Raw genomic sequence first — 17615 nt, 5'->3', positions numbered from 1 at the left:
TTCCCCTCAGTCCACTCGCCCGAGCCCCTTGGCCTCCATCTGGCGCTCGACTTCCTGCTCGTACGGCGTGCCTCGGAGAGCGTCTGCCCATGTGCGCATCGCCCCGTGATCGTCACGCTGCTCGGCAACATCCCACATGAGCCCGATCGCCTTCGTCGTCTCGATGTGGTCCTGCCCGAACATGGCAAGCACGCGCGGGTAAAGATCCCTCGCGATCGCCTCTCCCTCGTCGATGCTCCCCGCCAGCAACAGGATGTTCGCGAGGAACCCCTGGGCCTCGAACGTCTGGCGATGGTCCCTCCCGAAGCGCAGAAGCCGACGCTCGTACAACTGACGTGCCTCCGGGATCAGCTCGGCCGGCGGCGCGACAGTCGCCTTGAGCATGAGCTTGTTGCGAAGATAGAGCAGCGTGCTCGGATGGCTCTCGCCGTGGACTCGGGAGGCACGCCGCTCGAGTTCGGTGATCATGCCGAGCGCGACATCGGTATTCCCCATGTTCGCCTCGACCGTGATCACGTTGTTCTCGGCGATCATCGTGTCCGGATGATCGAGGCCGAGGGTCTGGATACGCGTGGCATGCACTTCCCGCAGGATCGGCGCGGCCTCCGCCACACGCCCCATCTGCTCAAGCGTGACAGCCATATTCATCGCCATCTGCTGCGTGAGCGGGTGCGTCTTCCCGCGGCTGCGCTCTGATCGCTCGAATGCCCTTTGCTCCCATTCGAGCATCTCATCCCACGCCTCGGGACGGGCGTACCCGATCGCATACCCGATCGAATGGCAGAGATCGATCGCGGCCGCTGAATCAACCCCGAGCGACCGCTCGGCCCGCTCGAGCCCGTCGCGCGCGATGCGCTCGGCCTCCTCGCCCCGGTCCTGCTCGGCGACGGCGATCGACAAGGCAGCGATCTCGCGAATCGCCTCGAACGAATCGCGCCCCCGCTCCTTCTCGTAGATCTCGATGGCGCGCCGCCTCTGCCGCTCCGAGATCGCGTACTCGCCCAGGTTGCCGTAGACCTCGGAGAGGATCCGACGCGTGTCCGCTTCAACCAGCGGCTCGATGCCGCCGATCCGCTCCTCCAGCTCGCGCGCCGCAGTGTCAACCATCTCCCGCAGCGTCAGCGTCAGCCCGCCCGTTCCGTGGGGCGTCGCCAGGCGAAGCATCCGCTCCAGCAACTCGCGGGTCTGCGTCGCCCGCATGGCCTCCTGGCGGGCGCGATCACGCTCCCTCGTCGCCTCGAAGGCCTGCCACGCAGTCGCGGAAACGCCGATCGCGATCACGCCCACGATGATCGAAGCCGCAGCGACCATGCCGCGGTGCCGACGCGCGAACCGCCCCAACTGGTAGAACGTCGTCAGCGGCCGGGCCGTCACCGGCTCACTCGACATCGAGCGACGGATATCTGCCGCGAGTTCCGCCGCAGACGAGTACCGCCGATCGGGATCACGCTCCATCGCCTTGGCAACAATCGCCTCGATGTCGCCACGCAGCGCGGGATCGACACGCCCCAGTGTCGGCGGCTCGACAGACCGCATGACCTCGAGCGCCTGCACGACGGACTTCCCCCGGATATCAAACGCCGCACGCCCCGCGAGGATCTCATACAGCACGACCCCGAGCGCAAAGACATCGACGCGTGTGTCGATCGCACGCGGATCGCCCGACAGTTGCTCCGGGCTCATGTAGCCGACGGTGCCGACCAGCTCCCCCTGCCCGGTCGCCGCGGTCATCGCGGTGTCCGGCGCGACAAGCCGAGCCAGGCCGAAATCGAGCACCTTCGGGCCGCTCCCGGGGACAACGACGATGTTGCCCGGCTTCAGATCTCGATGAATCACGCCTCGACGATGCGCGTGCTCGACCGCCTCGCAGACGCTGACGATCAGCGAGAGGCGTGACGCAACGTTGAGTCCCTCTTCCCGGCAGTGGGTCGTGATCGGCTTGCCGATCGCCAGCTCCATCGCGAGGAACGGCACCTTGCCGCGCGGGGTCTCCGCGAAACCCGCCTCGTACAACTGCGCGATGCCGGGGTGCTGGAGCATCGCGAGCGCCTCGGCCTCGTGCGCGAATCGCCGCATCATCGTCGGCGAGGGCGATGCCCCGCGAACAACCTTGAGCGCGACACGCCGCGAGGGAAACTCCTGCGACGCCTCATAGACCACGCCCATCCCGCCGGAGCCGAGTTCCTTGATGATCGTGTACTTCCCGATCGACGCGGGCAGGGGCTCCCGCGCCGCGCTCTCCCACATATCACCGGAGTTGATCGCGGAGAAATCGTTCGCGGACGCTCCGCCCGGGCCGGATCGTGCAGCGTCGTCGTCTCGATCTTGTCCTGGGGTTTGCTGGCTCATGTCCGCACGGGCACCATGGGTTGACGCAGTGCACAGAGTATCGCATAGATACACGAAAATGAAAGTGCCCCGGAACAGAGTGCCGGGGCAGCATCGCACGAAAATCAGACTCTCGACCGCTTATCGGCTCTCAAGCCATGCGCGTGCCTGTGCTGCGGATCCGTCGCGATCCCCCCAGGCCCGTCCAGCGTCCAGCGCAGCCGTGCCTCCCACGCGGTCTCCGAGCAGTCCACGCAGCACCGCGAGCACGAAATATGTGTCGGCGTTCGGCTCCTCCAGTTCACACCGCCTGGCGTACGCGCCCTCCAGACGCTCCAGCATCGGCCGAGAGAGCACAAGCCCGGCAGGAGGCGTCGCATAGATCCGGAAATAGGCACGCATCAACTCGACCGCGCGCCGATCCTCACCCTGATTCGCCGCGGCAAGAGCCCGCGTCAGATCTTCTGCCGCCGAAGAGACCGGCGCAGCGGGCACCACACCTGTCGCGAGCGTCGCGGGCGCGGGCGCAAGCACGGGCGCTTGGTACGTCGGCTGGTAAGAGACCTGCTGGACCGCCGGCTGGTACACGGCCTGCTGCACAACCGGCTGCACGACCCGCACGGGCTCAACCACAACCGGAGCCGCGTACACGACCGGCTGTGTGTACACCACGGGCCGACTCACGACGACCGGAGGAGGACACACATAAACAGGTCGGTGGTACACCGGCCTGGAGTACACCGGCCTGGAGTAGACCGGCCGAGGCCCGCAATCGTTCCAACCCGAACTGATCGAGACACTGAACCCCGAGCCGCGCGAGCCGCCCCACGATGAGACGGAGAACCCGTCGCTGCACGAGCGGCTCCAGCCGCGCCCACCGCCGGCCATCGCCGGGGTCGCCGCGAGACCGCAGACCGCCAGAGCGACCAGTCCCATTCGCATGTTGCTCTTCCTCAAACGGACCATCGTGTGGCTCCCATGTGAAACGGCATTCGGGCCACGCCCGAGGCCGCGACTCTACTTGTTCATCCACTCCCGCACCCGGGATGCACTCGCCCGGTGCGTCGTTACACAATGCCCGTCACGCCGCCCCTTTCGGGCCATTCATCACACACCATGGATCACGGTCCCCTGAACCACGCAAGCATCCGCTGGGTCGAAGGATCGGGATCTCCCCACGCCAACGCGGCCTCGAACGCCGCAACCGCCATCTCGGTATCCCCCCTCAGGGCGCGGCACGCCCCGAGCATGAAGTACGTGTCGGCGTTCGCCCCGGGAGTCAGAGCCGCACGCTCATATGTCCTCCAGACGCTCTCAAGGGCGGCACGCGCCGCAGGGCCGAGTTCGGCGTACTCGGGCAGGCGACCATGCTGTCCCGCATACGCACGCATCAGCGCGATCGCTCTGGGGTGCGCACCGGCGTCCGCCGCCAGGATCGCGTTGGAAACATCGGTCGTCGCGTAGACCACCACCGGTTGCTGAACGATGTACACGGGCTGAGCCGAGGAGGGTGGCACGACAACGACTGGCTCAACCACCACCGGCTCCACAACCAATGGCGCGACATAAGCCGTGCTCCACGGGTCGATCCAACCGCCGGAAGAGGACGCCCTCGAATACACGACCGAGACGCCCGACCATCCCGAGCAGGACGAACAGCCGCTGCAGCGGTAGGCGTTCACGCCGCACGTGTTGGCCGAGGAGCTTCGATACCCGCGATACCCATGCGAGACGTGAGAGCACGAAGATCCGCATCCCGAGGAGCAGCTCGACGATGAAGAGCCGCGCCGATCGCGATCTTTGCTGTTCCAGTTATTGGCGGAGTTCCAATCGCCTCTGTTGTCGCGATCGCGCGACGAGCCGGGGTTGCGCATCCCGATGCCATCGCCATCCGGATCGATCGCCGAACGCCCGGTGCCGGTCCACGTGATGCGATCGTTGCCGGAACGCGCACTGCTGCGCGACGAGTTGGATGCGCGATCCCGGTACGAAGCGTCCGGAGAAGTACGGTTGAAACTCGGGGCTCGATCAACAGTGGTCGGGCGGCTGATTGTCCGCGAGTTCGCGAACGCATCGATACTGCTCGTATTGCGCCCCGACGCACGGTCGGAGCCGCGCCCCGCACCCGCATCGCGCGGCGCGGCACCCCGCGACTCGTTCACACGCCCGACGGAAGGGTCGCCGAACCTGAACTGGTCCTGAGCGGAAGCCGAGCATGCTCCCGCCAGGAGCGCGATCGAAAGAGCCGCACGCTTCAAGAGATCGCCAGAAGTTGTGGCCGAGCCGGTGTTCGCAAGGCGGATCGTCATGACCCACCCCCTTTCTCCGTCTGTGTTATACGTCCTGACACCGGGTTCGTTCCGATTCCATGGCCCGCAAGCCCGAATCCGTGACGCAGGGGTGACCAATGGCCGCTCGGATGTTGGTTGGGGTGTGGGGCGCAGAGGCGTCGGATCATGCCCATAATCCGGGTGTGCGACCAGCCGTCTTCCTTGATCGCGATGACACACTGATCGAGAACCGGGAACTCCCTTGGTCCGAGATCGGCACCCCACGCGGCGACCTCTGCGATCCGGCGTATGTGCGCCTCCTGCCGGGCGTGCGGGAGGCATGCGAACGCATGGTGAACGCGGACTTCGTGCTCGTCGTGGTCAGCAATCAGGGGCTTGTCGCGCGCGGTGTCGGCACCCTCGCGGATGTCGCCCGCACCAACGAGCGACTGCTCGAATTGCTCACCTCTGAACCAACAGGCCGCCCCCTGATCGAACGCGTCTACGTCTGCCCATATCACCCCAACGGCACGGTCCCCCCCTACAACGTGGAACATCCGCTGAGAAAGCCCGCGCCGGGGATGATCCTGCAGGCAACACAGGAACTAGATCTGCATCTCGCCCGCTCGTGGCTGGTTGGCGATGCACCACGGGATATCGAGGCCGGGCAGGCGGCGGGAATCGACCCCGCGAGGTGCCTGCTGGTCGGACCGGGCAGAGAACTGCCCGATCTTCATGCCGCCACACGGGTTATCCTCGGAGCGTGACAGTGCCACCCCATCGCGATCGACCGGAGTGGAACCGCGTGCGCCTGAACGCGGCTTCAGAGGGCGCGCTCGCAGAGAGCGCGGTGCACGACATGGTGGTCGCGAGCGCGGAAGGAATCGCCGAACGCACCGGCGTCCGCCTCGTCTCGATCGAAGCGGATGAGTCCGGCATCACCGCCATCGTCGAGGGCGATCGGCTTGCAGCGCTCGGGCTCGCAGCAGAACTCAGGCGCCTCACCGGCGCGTGGTACGCGCGTCGCCATCCGGGCGAGCGACTCTGGCATGAGCCCCCGCAAACCGAAGACGAGACCGACACACCCCCCGATACACCCCACGACGGGCCAGATACGGTGTGAGGCGGCTGCGAACAATCAGACCCTCCTCCCCCGCCCAAACGATCCGACACCCCACCATGCCACCCGTAAAGCCCAACCCGAGCAAGACGCTGCGACTCCTGGTTGTGTGCCCATCATGGGTTGGCGATGCGGTCATGGCCACGCCCTCGCTCCGGATGATCCGCAGGAGCATGCCCGGCATCTTCATCGGCCTTCTCTGCAAGCCGGGTATCGACGAGGTCCTCGCGGGGCTCGACACCCACGATGAGATCCACGTCGCCCGGAGCTCCGGCGTCATGGGGCCGAAGTTCATCGCCGCAAAGGTACGCCCCCGCCGCTACGACACCGCCCTGCTGCTCACCAACTCCTTCTCAACCGCGCTCATCGCACGAATCGCTGGCATCCCGCGCCGCATCGGGTACGACCGCGATGCACGAGGCATGCTGCTGACCGATCGCCTCCACGCGCCAAAGCGTCCCGATGGTTCGTGGGCGCCGATCCCCGCCTGCCTCTACTACCACCGGGCGGCGTGCGCGCTGCTCGGCATCGATGGGCACGACGCCGAGTATCTACCCGCCGATGCGCAGCTCGAACTCGCCGTCACGCCGGAACAGCATCAAGCAGCCGAGGAGATACTCGCAAGCGCGGGGGTCGAGCCCGGCGGACGTGTCGCGCTCCTGAACCCGGGCGGGAACAACCCCGCCAAGCGCTGGCCCCCCGATCGGTTCGCTCGTGTCGCCGAGCGATTGATCGAACAGCACGGCATGCGCGTGCTCGTCAACGGCGCACCCGGCGAGCGCGACGTCATCAGCACCGTGATCAACGACGTGCGCGAGCCCCTTCGGGATCGCTGCGCCGCGTTGTGCGACATGGGCGTGAATCTCGGCTCGCTCAAGGGGATCGTCCGCCGGTCCTCGATCATGGTGACGAACGACACCGGGCCTCGCCACATCGCCGGCGCGTTCGGCGTGAAACTCGTCACGCTCTTCGGCCCGACGGACCACCGCTGGACCACGATCCCGACGCGCCCCGGGGGCGAAGAACTTGTGCTCGTCGCCGATCCGTCGCTCCCCGCGGCGGAACTGGCCAACGACCATCCGGAACGCTGCCGCATCGAGCGGATCACGACCGACTCAGTCATCGCGGGTCTGGACGCGCTCCTCGCGGCACGAGACGGAGGAACATGATGTTCGACAACCTCAAAGCGTTGGGCGCGCTCTCGGCCCTGATGAAGAACAAGGACAAACTCGCCGAGTCCGCGCAGCGTGTGCGCCTCGAGCTGGAGCACACGCGCGTCGCCGGTGAGGCCGGAGGCGGGCTCGTCCGAGCCGTCGCCAGCGGCGATCTCCGCCTCATCTCCATCGACATCGCTCCCACGCTCGGCGCGGGAATCGCCGCGAGCGAGAACGACCGCGCCATGGCCCACTCCCTCATCGCCGAGGCCGTCAACGATGCACTGACAAAGGCCCGTGCCAAAGCACAGGAGGTCGTCAAGCGAGAGGCCGACGCCCTCGGACTGCCCGATCTGTCGGGCGAGTTAGGCGCGTCGCTGGGCGGCCTGCTCCGATAATCATCTCGTGCGCGGGTCTGTGCGGGATCGCACCCCCGCCCCTTCTCGCACCGGCCCACGAGATCCACCCCGATCACCGATACTGACTCGCGTGATCGAACCAGCCGGAGAATTCATGCACGATCGGGCTTCGACATGCCGCGCATGGACGCTCGGGCCCGGCACAGGGCTGAGATTCCGTCTCCTGCGCTCCTCCTCGCCGGGATCAGAGGCGATCGATCAAGCATGGAAAGAGATGTGCGCTGACAACGACCGCCTCTTCGACGGCTGGTTTCTCAGCGTCGAAGACTGGTCACCACCGGAAGCGGCGAACGGGCGCCCCGGAACCGCACAAGCCGCAGCGTCTGGCCTCTTCTCGTGCCGCGTCGAACGCTACCGACGCCTGGCCGTCGCGGGCATCGTCCCCGAGTGCGCAAGCGTGCGATTGCTCGCACTCACCGGCGTCGTCACCGCCCGCGACCGGGGCGGCGTCGACCACGTCCTCTTGGGCCTCCGCGCCGCAAAAACACGCATGTACGGCGGGCTCTGGGAGTTCGCGCCCGCAGGAGGCGTCGATCCCCCCGGCGAGGGTCAGACGTTCGACTCGCTCCTCCTCCGCCGCGTGCTCGTCCGCGAACTCGAAGAAGAAGTCGGCCTCCCCGCCGAGGCCCTCGGCGCATGCGACCCGGTGATGGTCGTCCTCAACGAAGAGGCCCGCTCCTACGACGTGGTCATGCGCACAAAGCTCGTCATAGGCCTCGAAGAGGCCCGCCGCCGCATCTCGGGCGGCTCCTGGGAATATGAACGCGTCGAGTGGGTCCCCGTCGCCGATGTGCACGCCTTCGTCCGCGACCACCAGCTCGTCCCGCAGGGCAGAGAGATGGTGCGCATGCTGGAGAGTGAGTGATGGAGGCCTCTGGGTAGATCGGCGCTTCCCGCCGATTCGGAGCGGGGTGCCACCAGTTCCCGTCGAGCCCGCCCGGCGGGCGAGACAGAACTGGTGCCGCCAGGAGACTGGTCCAGGCCTATCTCGCCCACAATCGGCGTGGCGATCCCGCGAGCATCTCCCCGTACGTCAACTCAATCATCTCTTGGTACGTGGCTTGATCGACCGCGGCATCCTCGAGCGCACAGGTTCCCTGCACGAGTCTCGCGACCTGCTCGGCCTTAATTCGGGCCTGACGCTCGCACGTCGTCTGCACTGGAACGGAACCGCCATCGGGCAGAATGCCCAGCGCGTCGGCAACAGCGATCACTCGCGGATCGGACGGGTCGGCCAGGCGACCGCCCAGGATGCGCCGAACGGTTGACAGAGCAACGCCGCTGCGCCTGCCAAGTACAGTGAATGACATCCGCAGCTCTTCTCGGCGCTGACTGAGAGCATTCCGAGATGTCTTGTTGCTCAGCATGTCATTCACCGGCTTCGACTTCTTCCGAGTCCTCGACAGGCATGGCTTGCACACGCACGAGGTACTTCGTGGGGCCGGGCTGAAAGGGGGCTCCATGCTCGTTTGGGAGAGTACTTCGAAGCGTGTGCCAATCGGAGTTCGTGTTCGACCGGAAGATGTGCTTATGTGTCACTTCGTCGGCATCCACGATCGTGATGTAGCCACTCCCGCCATCTCGAACTCGGACGATACCCGTGCCATCTTCGGAAAGTGTGACCTTGCCGGGCCATCTTGTGGCTGGAAACTTCGCCCTAGTGCCGTATCTCACAACTGTGCCACCCAATGGCTCTCTCGTCTTTGCATCCTGCACGGTGATCAAGTAAGACGTCCGCGCACAACTCGCGAGCGAGAGCAAGGCGAGCAACACAACGCCGCACAGAGCACGTGGCATAAGCAGTGCCTCCCAACCCAATGATTGCATCGCCCTACGCCGGCACCAGCTGCTTCCGCGCGATCAACTGGTACACCTCGCACCGGTCCAGCAGCTCATCGTGGCGCCCCACATCCACGACCTTCCCTCCATCCATCACCACGATGCGGTCCGCGTTCACCACCGTTGACAGCCGGTGGGCCACGATCAGGCACGTCCGCCCGTTCGAGAACTCCGCCACGGCCTCGGCGATCTTCGCCTCCGAGTCCGCATCGATCATGCTCGTCGCCTCATCAAGGATCAGGATCGCCGGATCGCGCAGAATCGCCCGCGCGATCGCGATCCGCTGCCGCTGCCCGCCCGAGAGCGTCAGCCCCTGCTCGCCCACCGGCGTGTCATACCCGCGAGGCAACCTCGAAATGAAATCATCCGCACGCGCCCGCCTCGACGCGTCCAGAATCCGCTCCTCCGTCGCATTCTCCGCCCCATACGCGATGTTGGACCGGATCGTCCCGCGAAAAAGCACCGTCTCCTGCGTCACCACGCCGATCTGACGGCGCAGCGAGCGGATCGACACCGACGCGATGTCGTGCCCGTCGATCTCGATGCGCCCTTCCTGCGGCTCAAACAACCGAGGCACAAGCGCAAGCAGCGACGTCTTCCCGCATCCGTTCGGACCGACCACCGCGATGGTCTCACCATGCTCGATGCGCAGCGTGACACCGTCGATCGCCGGCCGAAGCGCGTTCGGATACGAGAACCGAACATCCTTGAACTCGATCGACCGCGCGTGACGAGAAAGCCGCGTGAGCGATGGGTCGTGCCCCTGCTCGGGCGCTGCCTGAAGAAGCGCCATGACCCGATCCGCCGCGGCATAAGACTGCTGGATGTCATTCGACAGCCCCGTCAACGGCTTGATCGACGCCCCCGCCGCCCCGAGCGCGATGAAAACGCCCAGAAAGTCCGAAGCGTTGAGCTTCCCGTCGAGAATCGCCTTGAACGCGACCAGCGCAAGACCACCGAGAACCACGATCGTCAGCACCTCCACCAGCGGACTCGCCAGAGCCCGCGCCGTGCGCACACGCATCGCCTGCTTCATCGCCTCCTTGTTGATGCGATGGAATCGCCCCGACTCGTAACGCTCCGTCGTGTGAACCTTCACCACACGCAGCCCCTGAAGGGCCTCGGCCGTCGCGGCATAGAGCCCCGACTGCTGCTCCAACGCCGCCCGAGACGCCCGCCGAATGCGCTTCCCGAGCTTCCGAATAACGGTGTACAGCAGCGGCGCAACGACGAGCGAGACCAGCGTCAGCCGCCAATCGAGAATAAGCGCCGCGAGAAACGCCGCGATTCCCTTGGTCACCTGCGACAGGGCCTTGGAGACCAGAGCCGTCAGCCCACCCCCCACCGCCGCCGTGTCGTTGACGATGCGGCTGATCGTGTCGCTCGGACCGTCGGTCACGATGTCCTTGAGCGGAAGCCGGATGACCTTATGAAAGAGATCGCGACGCATGCGCGTGATGGTGCGTTGGACAACCGTCAGAGAAAGGAACTGGTGAAGAAAGTTGGCCGTGCCGCCGACGACCGTGAGAACGCCAAGCCCGGCGATGATCAGCACCAACCCCTGGAACGGGTCGGTCGGAATGGCATCGAGGATCGATTCCGGGATGCGGCCCTTCAGCGGCCCTTTGGCCGCCTGCTCCCGCGCGAGGTCCTGAAGCGACCGGCCCCCCGGCTCGAGCAACGTCTTCAGCACCGGGGCGATCGCAACAAGCCCGCCACCCATGCTCCCGGCCGAAATGAAGGCGAACGCGACCGAGCCGATGAGTGCGGCACGGTCGCGGAACATGCCCTTTGCGAAGATCCAGAAGGGAGACATGGGAGGGGGATCATAAAGCGGCTGGAGCACCGCGTGTGTAGCGGGACTTGTTCGGGCGTTCTGGCGGGGGGTGTGGGCGGGAACTAGGATGGTTCACACGATCCTGAACTGTCCGTGGCCCGTGCCGAAGTGCCGCACGCCCACCCGGAGAAAAGATGCCCGAACCCCGGGTCACGTTCGTCATCCCCTGTTTCAACCACGGGCGATTTGTCGCCGCCGCGGTCGAGTCGTGCCTGCGCCAACGCGATGCCGACGTCCGCGTCGTCATCGTCGATGACGGCTCGACCGACGGCTCAACCCCCGACGCATGCGATGCCCTCGCATCAGATCGCGTCCACGTGATGCACCAGGTGAACAGGGGCCTTCCCGCGGCTCGCAACGCGGGAATCGCGCGAGCACGCGAACTCGGACGCGACTGGCACGCCGAGTATCTGGCCTTTCTCGACGCCGACGACTTCATCGAAGAGACATTCGCAAAGGAACTCGCCGACGCGCTCGGCGACGCCCCGTCCGACGTCTCGCACGCCTATTGCCAGGAACGCCTCGTCGAACTCGGCCACGGCACCTGGAAAGTCCCCGAGTGGGACCCCGACCTCCTGCTCATCACCAACCTCCACCCCGTCACGTGCCTCGTCCGCTGGGGCGCGATCGACACGCTCTCCGCAGGCGATGCCGCCCGGCCGCGCGCCCCCTTCGACGAGACAATGCGCCTGGGATACGAGGACTGGGAGCTGTGGATCGCACTCGCGTCGCGCGGATTCCGCGGCGTGCGCGTCCCCAAGGTGCTCTTCAACTGGCGACGCCACAGCAACGACACGATGATCTTCGACGCCGTGCGGCGCCACGACGAGCTCTACGCCCACATCATCCGAGCCCATCCTGAGATGTACGGGCCTCGCCTCGAAACGCTCCTGCGCCGAACCAACAACATGCTCCGCGCGTGGAACATGAACTGGCTCGACGAGTCGGGCGAGCCGATCCCGCTCATCAACCTCAAGCGCGCCAGAGACGAGCTCGTTCGCCTCCGCGAGCACCACCATCGGCTCGGCGCAGATGTCGGCACGCTCAAGGCCCGTGCCGAGCAGGCCGAGCGTGAGGCGCTGACACTCGCAGCAGAACGCGATGTCGCTCGCGACGAGGCCGCACGCCTCCGCGCATCGAACGCAAGGATCGCGAACGAGTACGAGCGCATGGGCGCGGTGCGCCTGCACCACGCGTCCCATCGCCTCCTCGCCTCGCTCCCCTCCTTCCTCTCGCGCCCGCTCAAGCGAGCCGCCGGACTCACAACGCGCCTCATCGCCTCCGCGATCGGTGCCGGACGAGATCAGAGCCGCGATCGGGCCCAAGCCCCGCCGGAGATGCAGCAGGAAGCACAGAGAAACACCCTCCCGGCCGGTGTCGTTCCCCCCGACCCTCTCGCCCCGTGCGCGCCAGGAGGGTCAACCATCGAGCACGCGCCGGATCCCACACGCCGGCACACGCCCGGAGCGCGCACACCATGACGACCGCGCCCGGCTCGCTCCTTTCCGCTCCCGTCGAGGTTCGCGTGCAAGACGTGACGCATGCGCCCCGCGCCGACACCCAAACCCAGCCGACCCCCGCGCCAGGCCTCCGCCGGATTCGCTGCGTGGTGCCCTGTTTCAACAGGCGCGCGGACCTTGAGCTTCTCTTCCAGGATCTTGCCGCCATCCGGCTCGACGGACCGCTGACGCCCGGTCGGCACGGAGCATGGCACGCTGCCATCAAGGTGCTGGTCATCGACAACGCGAGCACAAAGCCCCTCTCAGAGGCAGCAGTCCCGACCGGCCTGCGCGTCGAGTTCCTGCGATCCGAACTGAACACAGGCGGATCAGGCGGATTCAATCTCGGGCTGTCGCGTGCGCTCGCCGATCGCCGCGACGGATCGGTCCCGTGCGAACTCATCTGGATGCTCGACTCGGACGCACGCGTCGAGCGCGAAGCCCTCGTCGCGCTCGTCGACTGCTTCGATGAAGACCCGGAACGCGTCGGCGTCGGATCCGCACTGAAGGATCCAGCCACCGGCAAAATCTACGAGATCGGCGGCAAGGTCTTCAAGGGAAGCGGCGGCTTCGGCCCCATGCACGCAGGCGAGAACGACAAACGCCCCGGCGTCGTCTCGCCCCTGAAATCAGACTACGTCGCCGCTTGCTCCTTCATGGTTCGACCCGGCGCGATCGAGGCCTCGGGGCTCCTCCCCGATGTCTTCATCAAGGCCGATGATGTCGAGTGGGGCGTGCGCCTCGCCCTCGCAACCGGCGGACAGATCGTCGCGGCCCCCAAGTCAATCGCAATCCACCCCTGTTTCGACAGGTTCGAAACCTGGGTGCGCTACTACTACGCCCGCAACGTCTTCGTTCCCATGGCGACAGTCGGCCAGGGACGCCTCACACGCTTCAGAAAGGCGATGCGCGAGACACTCCGCGGGGCCTGCCAGTCGATGATGCAGCGACCAGATCTCGCCGGAATGCACATCTCGGGGCTGCGCGACGCCGCGCGAGGCGTCACGAACGGAAAGGCGCCCGACGAGATCACCCGCTTCGAGCCCTTCACCCCGATCGACGCGCTCCGCGAAACGCTCCAGAAGCACCTCGCGGGCGCGGGCAAGCCCCTCAGAGGACGCAGCGTCTACATCCATCCGTACCTGAACGTGCCGCCGGCTGTCAGAGATCGAATCCGCACGCAACTCAGCGCGGCGGGCGCCATCGTCGTTGAGCCGCGCCCTCCGAGCCCGGACACGCGAAAGGGACGCGCAGGCCTGAACTCGCGCATGCCGATCTATCGCTCACTCCCCGGCGCGGCGTGGCGACTGCTCACAGGCGTGCCCCGCTCGATCTCGATCGTGCCCACACGAGGCCGCCCCGAGTCGTGGATGGTCGGACGCACACAGGTCCAGCTCGCGCCCGAGGGGTTTGTGATCCGAGAACCCCACCGCCGCGCGCAACTCCGGGACACGCTCGCGACCCTCGCCGCAGGAACGCGAGAATCGGTGCGGCTGGCGCTCAACCCTCTCAGGGTCGAGCCGTGGCCGGACGCGATCCCGACGACGCCCCCCGCTCGATCCACGCTCTCGATCGTTGTCCTGAGCCACAATCGCCGCGAGACACTGCTGCAGACGCTCGAAGCCCTGGGGAGCGACGAGGCGACGGCCGGAGCAGAGCTGATCGTCGTTGACAACGCATCGAACGATGCGAGCGCCGAGGCCGTGCGCGAACGATTCCCGCATGTCCGGGTCGTCGCGCTCAGGCGGAACATCGGCGTGGGCGCTTTCAACAGAGGCGTCGCCGAGGCGACCGGGGATGTCGTCCTCGTGCTAGACGACGACGCGATCCCGGAACCGGGCGCGGTCGCCGCGGCACTGCGCATGCTCGACGAGCGACCCAACGCATGGGCCGTCACACTCCACCCACGCCACCCGAGCAACGACCGCAGCGAGTGGCCATTCGCGGGCGAAGCGATCAGCGACGACTGGCCCGTCATGGGGTGCGCAAACCTTGTCAGAAGGTGGGCGTGGGCCCGCGCGGGCGGCTACGACCCCGCGTTCTTCCTCTATCGCAACGACACCGACCTCGCACTCAAGATCCGACGCCTGGGCGGGCGAGTCCTCTTCGACCCGACACTCGTCGTCAAGCACCACAGCCCCATCGCGACTCGCAAGAGCAACCGCTGGCTCCGCTGCGCAACCCGCAACTGGATCTGGCTCGCCAAACGCCACGGCGTCGGAACGGATCGCCTGCGCGCAGCAGTGCTCGGCTGGCTGTGGGCCCACAAACTCGCGGGGATCAGCCCCCTGCGACACGCTCGCGTGCTGCTCGGCGCGATGCAGGGGATCTTCCTCCCCGCTCCCGCGCTCCCGCTCACCGTTCAGGCAGCCCCGAAGCAGCCGGGACAGGGCATCGCTCGCCTCCTCGCCGCACGCCTGAAGAAGCACGCGTGACATCCGACCCGTCGCTACGCTGATTCTTCTGAGCAGCCGGATCATCCGGGCCGGGCAGTCGAACCCGACACCGGCCCCGTTGAGTGTCCCGAATCTGGATTGCGGAGCGTGAGCATGCCTGAACGTGCCGTTCGCGTTGGAATCATCGGTCTCGGGTTCATGGGGCGCACGCACCTGCGCGCGTACACGGCCGCCGCCGCGGACGGAATGCCGTGCGAGGTCGTCGCCTGCTGCGCCACGCGCCCCGAAGACTGGAAGGAACTCATCTCCGGCACCAGCAGCATCGCCGGCAACATCGAGCAGGCGGGCTCCACCGCCGCTTCCATCGATCCCGCCCGCGTCCGCTTCATGACCGACTGGCGCGCCATGGCCGCCGATCCCGACATCGACCTTGTCAGCGTCTGCACACCCACCGACACGCACGCCGAGATCGCCATCCACATGCTCCGCGCCGGTAAGCACACCCTCATCGAGAAACCCGTCGCCCTCTCGAGCGCCAAGGCCCGCGAGGTCGCGGCAGCCGCGGTAGAAGCCGAACGCCAGCATGTCCTCTGCATGCCCGCCCATTGCATGCGATTCTGGAGCGGCTGGGACTGGCTGAAGGCCCGAGTTTACGATTGGTCGCTCGGACCTCTCCGCGCCCTCACGCTCCAGCGGATGGGCAGCCGCCCCGGCTGGTCGCGAGACTATTACAACGATCCCTCTCGCTGCGGTGGAGCCCTCTTCGACCTCCATATCCACGATGCCGACATCGTCCTCTGGCTCTTCGGCCCGCCCGCATCCGTCTCCAGCGCGGGCCACGTCGATCACATCGTCACGCGTTATCACTACACGCATCGCGACGCACCAGATATCGTCATCGCCGAGGGCGCGTGGGTTGCCGACGGCTTCCCCTTCCGCATGCGCTACACCGCGGAGTTTGAGCGAGGCGTCGCCGATTGGGACCTCGCGAGGCCCGAGCCCCTGCAACTCAGCGTCGGGGGCGAATGCCGCACTGTTGCGATGCCCCCCGTCAGCGGCTACGACGGCGAGGTCCGTCACTTCGTCGAGTACGTCGCTCGGAGGTATTCGACCCGTAATCCGACACGGAACCTTCGCGTCACAGCCCATGACGCCGTGCTGGTCTGCCGGTTGCTGGAACTCGAACTGGAGAGCGCTCGGAGCGGACGTCCAATGGAATGGTGACAACTCTTCTAAGATGGTGTCATGAGCGCGGCTGCCACGCCGCGAGAATCTGGAGGTCGTGTGTTCTTTCGACAAATCTACGACGAGACGCTCGCACAAGGCGCATACCTCATCGGCTGCCAGAAAACCGGCGAGGCCATCATCATCGACCCCGAGCGCGATGTCGACCGCTACCAGGCAATCGCCCGCAAGGAAGGGCTGCGCATCGTCGCCGTCGCCGAGACTCACATCCACGCCGACTACCTCTCCGGCGCGCGCGAACTCGCCGAGCAGGGCGCGAAGCTCTATATCTCCGGCATGGGTGCGCCTGAGTGGAACTACCGCTGGCTCGACAAGAAGTCGGGCTCGACCCCGGAACAACCGGTCTGGTACGACCACGTCGAACTCAAGGACGGCACAACGTTCAGCGTCGGCAACATCCAGTTCAAAGCCATCCACACGCCCGGCCACACACCCGAGCACATCTGCTTCCTCGTGACCGACCTCGGTGCCGGCGCGTCCGAGCCCATGGGCATCGCCACCGGTGACTTCGTCTTCGTCGGCGATGTGGGCCGCCCCGACCTCCTCGAATCCGCCGCGGGAATCGAGGGCATGGCCGCCTCGTCGGCTGCCCTCCTCCATCGCAGCACGGCGAAGTTCATGGACCTCCCCGACTACCTCCAGGTCTGGCCCGCGCACGGATCCGGCTCCGCGTGCGGCAAGGCCCTCGGCGCTGTCCCCCAGACCACCGTCGGCTACGAGAAACGCTTCAACCCCGCCCTCAAGGCCGCAACAACCGAACACGCCTTCACCGACTACGTCCTCAGCGACCAGCCCGATCCGCCCTCGTACTTCGCACGCATGAAGTTCGAGAACCGCGACGGCCCGGCGATTCTCGGCTCGCTTCCGAAGCCACTGAAGATCGACGCCAAGGCCGTCGCCGCACTCGACACACAGAAAGTCGCCCTCGTCGACACCCGCCCGTGGGATCAGTTCGCCAGCGGCCACATCAAGGGCTCGCTCTCCCTCCTCGTCAACAACCAGTTCCCCACCGAGGCGGGCTCGCTGATCGACCCGTCTGAGGATGTCTATCTGATCATCGAGCCCGCCAAGCTCGACGAAGCCATCCGCGACCTCGTCCGCGTCGGCATCGACCGCATCGTCGGCTGGGCAACGCCCGACACGGTTGTCGAAGCCGCGGCCTCCGGCGTGAACCTCGCCACCATCGCCGAGATCTCCGCTGCCGATGCCAAGGCCCGCATCGCTTCGGGCAAGACCTTTGTCCTCGACGTCCGCAAGCTCGGCGAGCACACCGAAGCACGCGTCGCCGACCACCCCGCGGGCCTTATGAACGTCTCGCACACGCGCCTGGCCACCGCCCTCGACCAGATTCCCAAAGATGCCGACATCCTCGTCCACTGCCGCGGAGGCGTGCGCTCCGCACGGGCCTGCGCGTATCTCCAACGACGCGGCCACACCGTGACGAACATGGCCGGCGGCTTCATGGCGTGGGAAAAGGCGGGCGGCTCGGTCGAACGCGGCTCATAGTC

14 protein-coding genes are annotated in these 17615 nt (G+C 66.5%); 9 read left to right on the top strand and 5 right to left on the bottom strand.

All coding sequences use genetic code 11. The annotated features are described in order from the left end of the window. Positions 1–6: 6 nt before the first annotated feature. From KF838_14565 to KF838_14555, 3 genes are all read right to left on the bottom strand, one after another. The gene (locus KF838_14565) at positions 7–2349 is read right to left on the bottom strand and encodes a protein kinase (protein QYK48000.1); all 2343 of its coding nucleotides are present in this window, start codon (positions 2347–2349) and stop codon (positions 7–9) included. A gap of 120 nt (positions 2350–2469) precedes the next feature. After that, entirely contained in the window at positions 2470–3294 is an 825-nt protein-coding gene (locus tag KF838_14560; GenBank protein ID QYK47999.1) for a hypothetical protein, read from the bottom strand. A gap of 155 nt (positions 3295–3449) precedes the next feature. Then, positions 3450–4637 carry a hypothetical protein gene (locus tag KF838_14555; GenBank protein ID QYK47998.1) on the bottom strand — a complete coding sequence of 396 codons (1188 nt, stop codon included), beginning with the start codon at positions 4635–4637 and terminating at the stop codon, positions 3450–3452. Positions 4638–4735: 98 nt separating this feature from the next. Between KF838_14555 and KF838_14550 the strand changes: the two genes are divergently transcribed. From KF838_14550 to KF838_14530, 5 genes are all read left to right on the top strand, one after another. Next, the gene (locus tag KF838_14550; protein ID QYK47997.1) at positions 4736–5365 is read left to right on the top strand and encodes an HAD-IIIA family hydrolase; all 630 of its coding nucleotides are present in this window, start codon (positions 4736–4738) and stop codon (positions 5363–5365) included. Beyond that, positions 5362–5721, top strand: coding sequence for a hypothetical protein (locus KF838_14545; GenBank protein QYK47996.1), 360 nt, complete (start codon positions 5362–5364; stop codon positions 5719–5721). Before KF838_14550 ends, KF838_14545 begins: the two co-directional genes overlap by 4 nt. Before the next feature lie 56 nt (positions 5722–5777). Beyond that, positions 5778–6887, top strand: coding sequence for a glycosyltransferase family 9 protein (locus KF838_14540; protein QYK47995.1), 1110 nt, complete (start codon positions 5778–5780; stop codon positions 6885–6887). Then, positions 6884–7270 (top strand): YbaB/EbfC family nucleoid-associated protein, encoded by a 387-nt coding sequence (locus KF838_14535; protein ID QYK47994.1) that lies wholly within the window; start codon positions 6884–6886, stop codon positions 7268–7270. Before KF838_14540 ends, KF838_14535 begins: the two co-directional genes overlap by 4 nt. Before the next feature lie 115 nt (positions 7271–7385). Then, entirely contained in the window at positions 7386–8156 is a 771-nt protein-coding gene (locus tag KF838_14530; GenBank protein QYK47993.1) for an NUDIX domain-containing protein, read from the top strand. 118 nt (positions 8157–8274) lie between these two features. On the opposite strand, the gene KF838_14525 is transcribed toward KF838_14530, so the two are convergent. Together KF838_14525 and KF838_14520 are read right to left on the bottom strand one after the other, a co-directional pair. Then, positions 8275–8601, bottom strand: a complete 327-nt coding sequence (locus KF838_14525) for a helix-turn-helix domain-containing protein (GenBank protein ID QYK47992.1) — start codon at positions 8599–8601, stop codon at positions 8275–8277. Between the two features lie 521 nt (positions 8602–9122). Then, the gene (locus KF838_14520) at positions 9123–10946 is read right to left on the bottom strand and encodes an ABC transporter ATP-binding protein (GenBank protein ID QYK47991.1); all 1824 of its coding nucleotides are present in this window, start codon (positions 10944–10946) and stop codon (positions 9123–9125) included. A 155-nt stretch (positions 10947–11101) separates the two neighbouring features. Between KF838_14520 and KF838_14515 the strand changes: the two genes are divergently transcribed. The 4 genes from KF838_14515 (at position 11102) to KF838_14500 (ending at position 17613) form a co-directional block, all read left to right on the top strand. Then, entirely contained in the window at positions 11102–12448 is a 1347-nt protein-coding gene (locus KF838_14515) for a glycosyltransferase family 2 protein (GenBank protein ID QYK47990.1), read from the top strand. Continuing rightward, the gene (locus KF838_14510; GenBank protein ID QYK47989.1) at positions 12445–14901 is read left to right on the top strand and encodes a glycosyltransferase; all 2457 of its coding nucleotides are present in this window, start codon (positions 12445–12447) and stop codon (positions 14899–14901) included. Before KF838_14515 ends, KF838_14510 begins: the two co-directional genes overlap by 4 nt. A gap of 114 nt (positions 14902–15015) precedes the next feature. Beyond that, positions 15016–16086: a Gfo/Idh/MocA family oxidoreductase gene (locus KF838_14505; GenBank protein ID QYK47988.1), complete on the top strand. Its 1071-nt coding sequence runs from the start codon at positions 15016–15018 to the stop codon at positions 16084–16086. Between the two features lie 60 nt (positions 16087–16146). After that, on the top strand, positions 16147–17613 hold the full coding sequence (locus KF838_14500) for an MBL fold metallo-hydrolase (protein QYK47987.1): 1467 nt from the start codon (positions 16147–16149) through the stop codon (positions 17611–17613). Positions 17614–17615 lie beyond the last annotated feature (2 nt).

It is taken from the genome of Phycisphaeraceae bacterium, from assembly GCA_019454185.1.
Lineage (GTDB): Bacteria > Planctomycetota > Phycisphaerae > Phycisphaerales > UBA1924 > JAHBWV01.
This window is presented reverse-complemented; position numbering and strand designations above follow the sequence as displayed.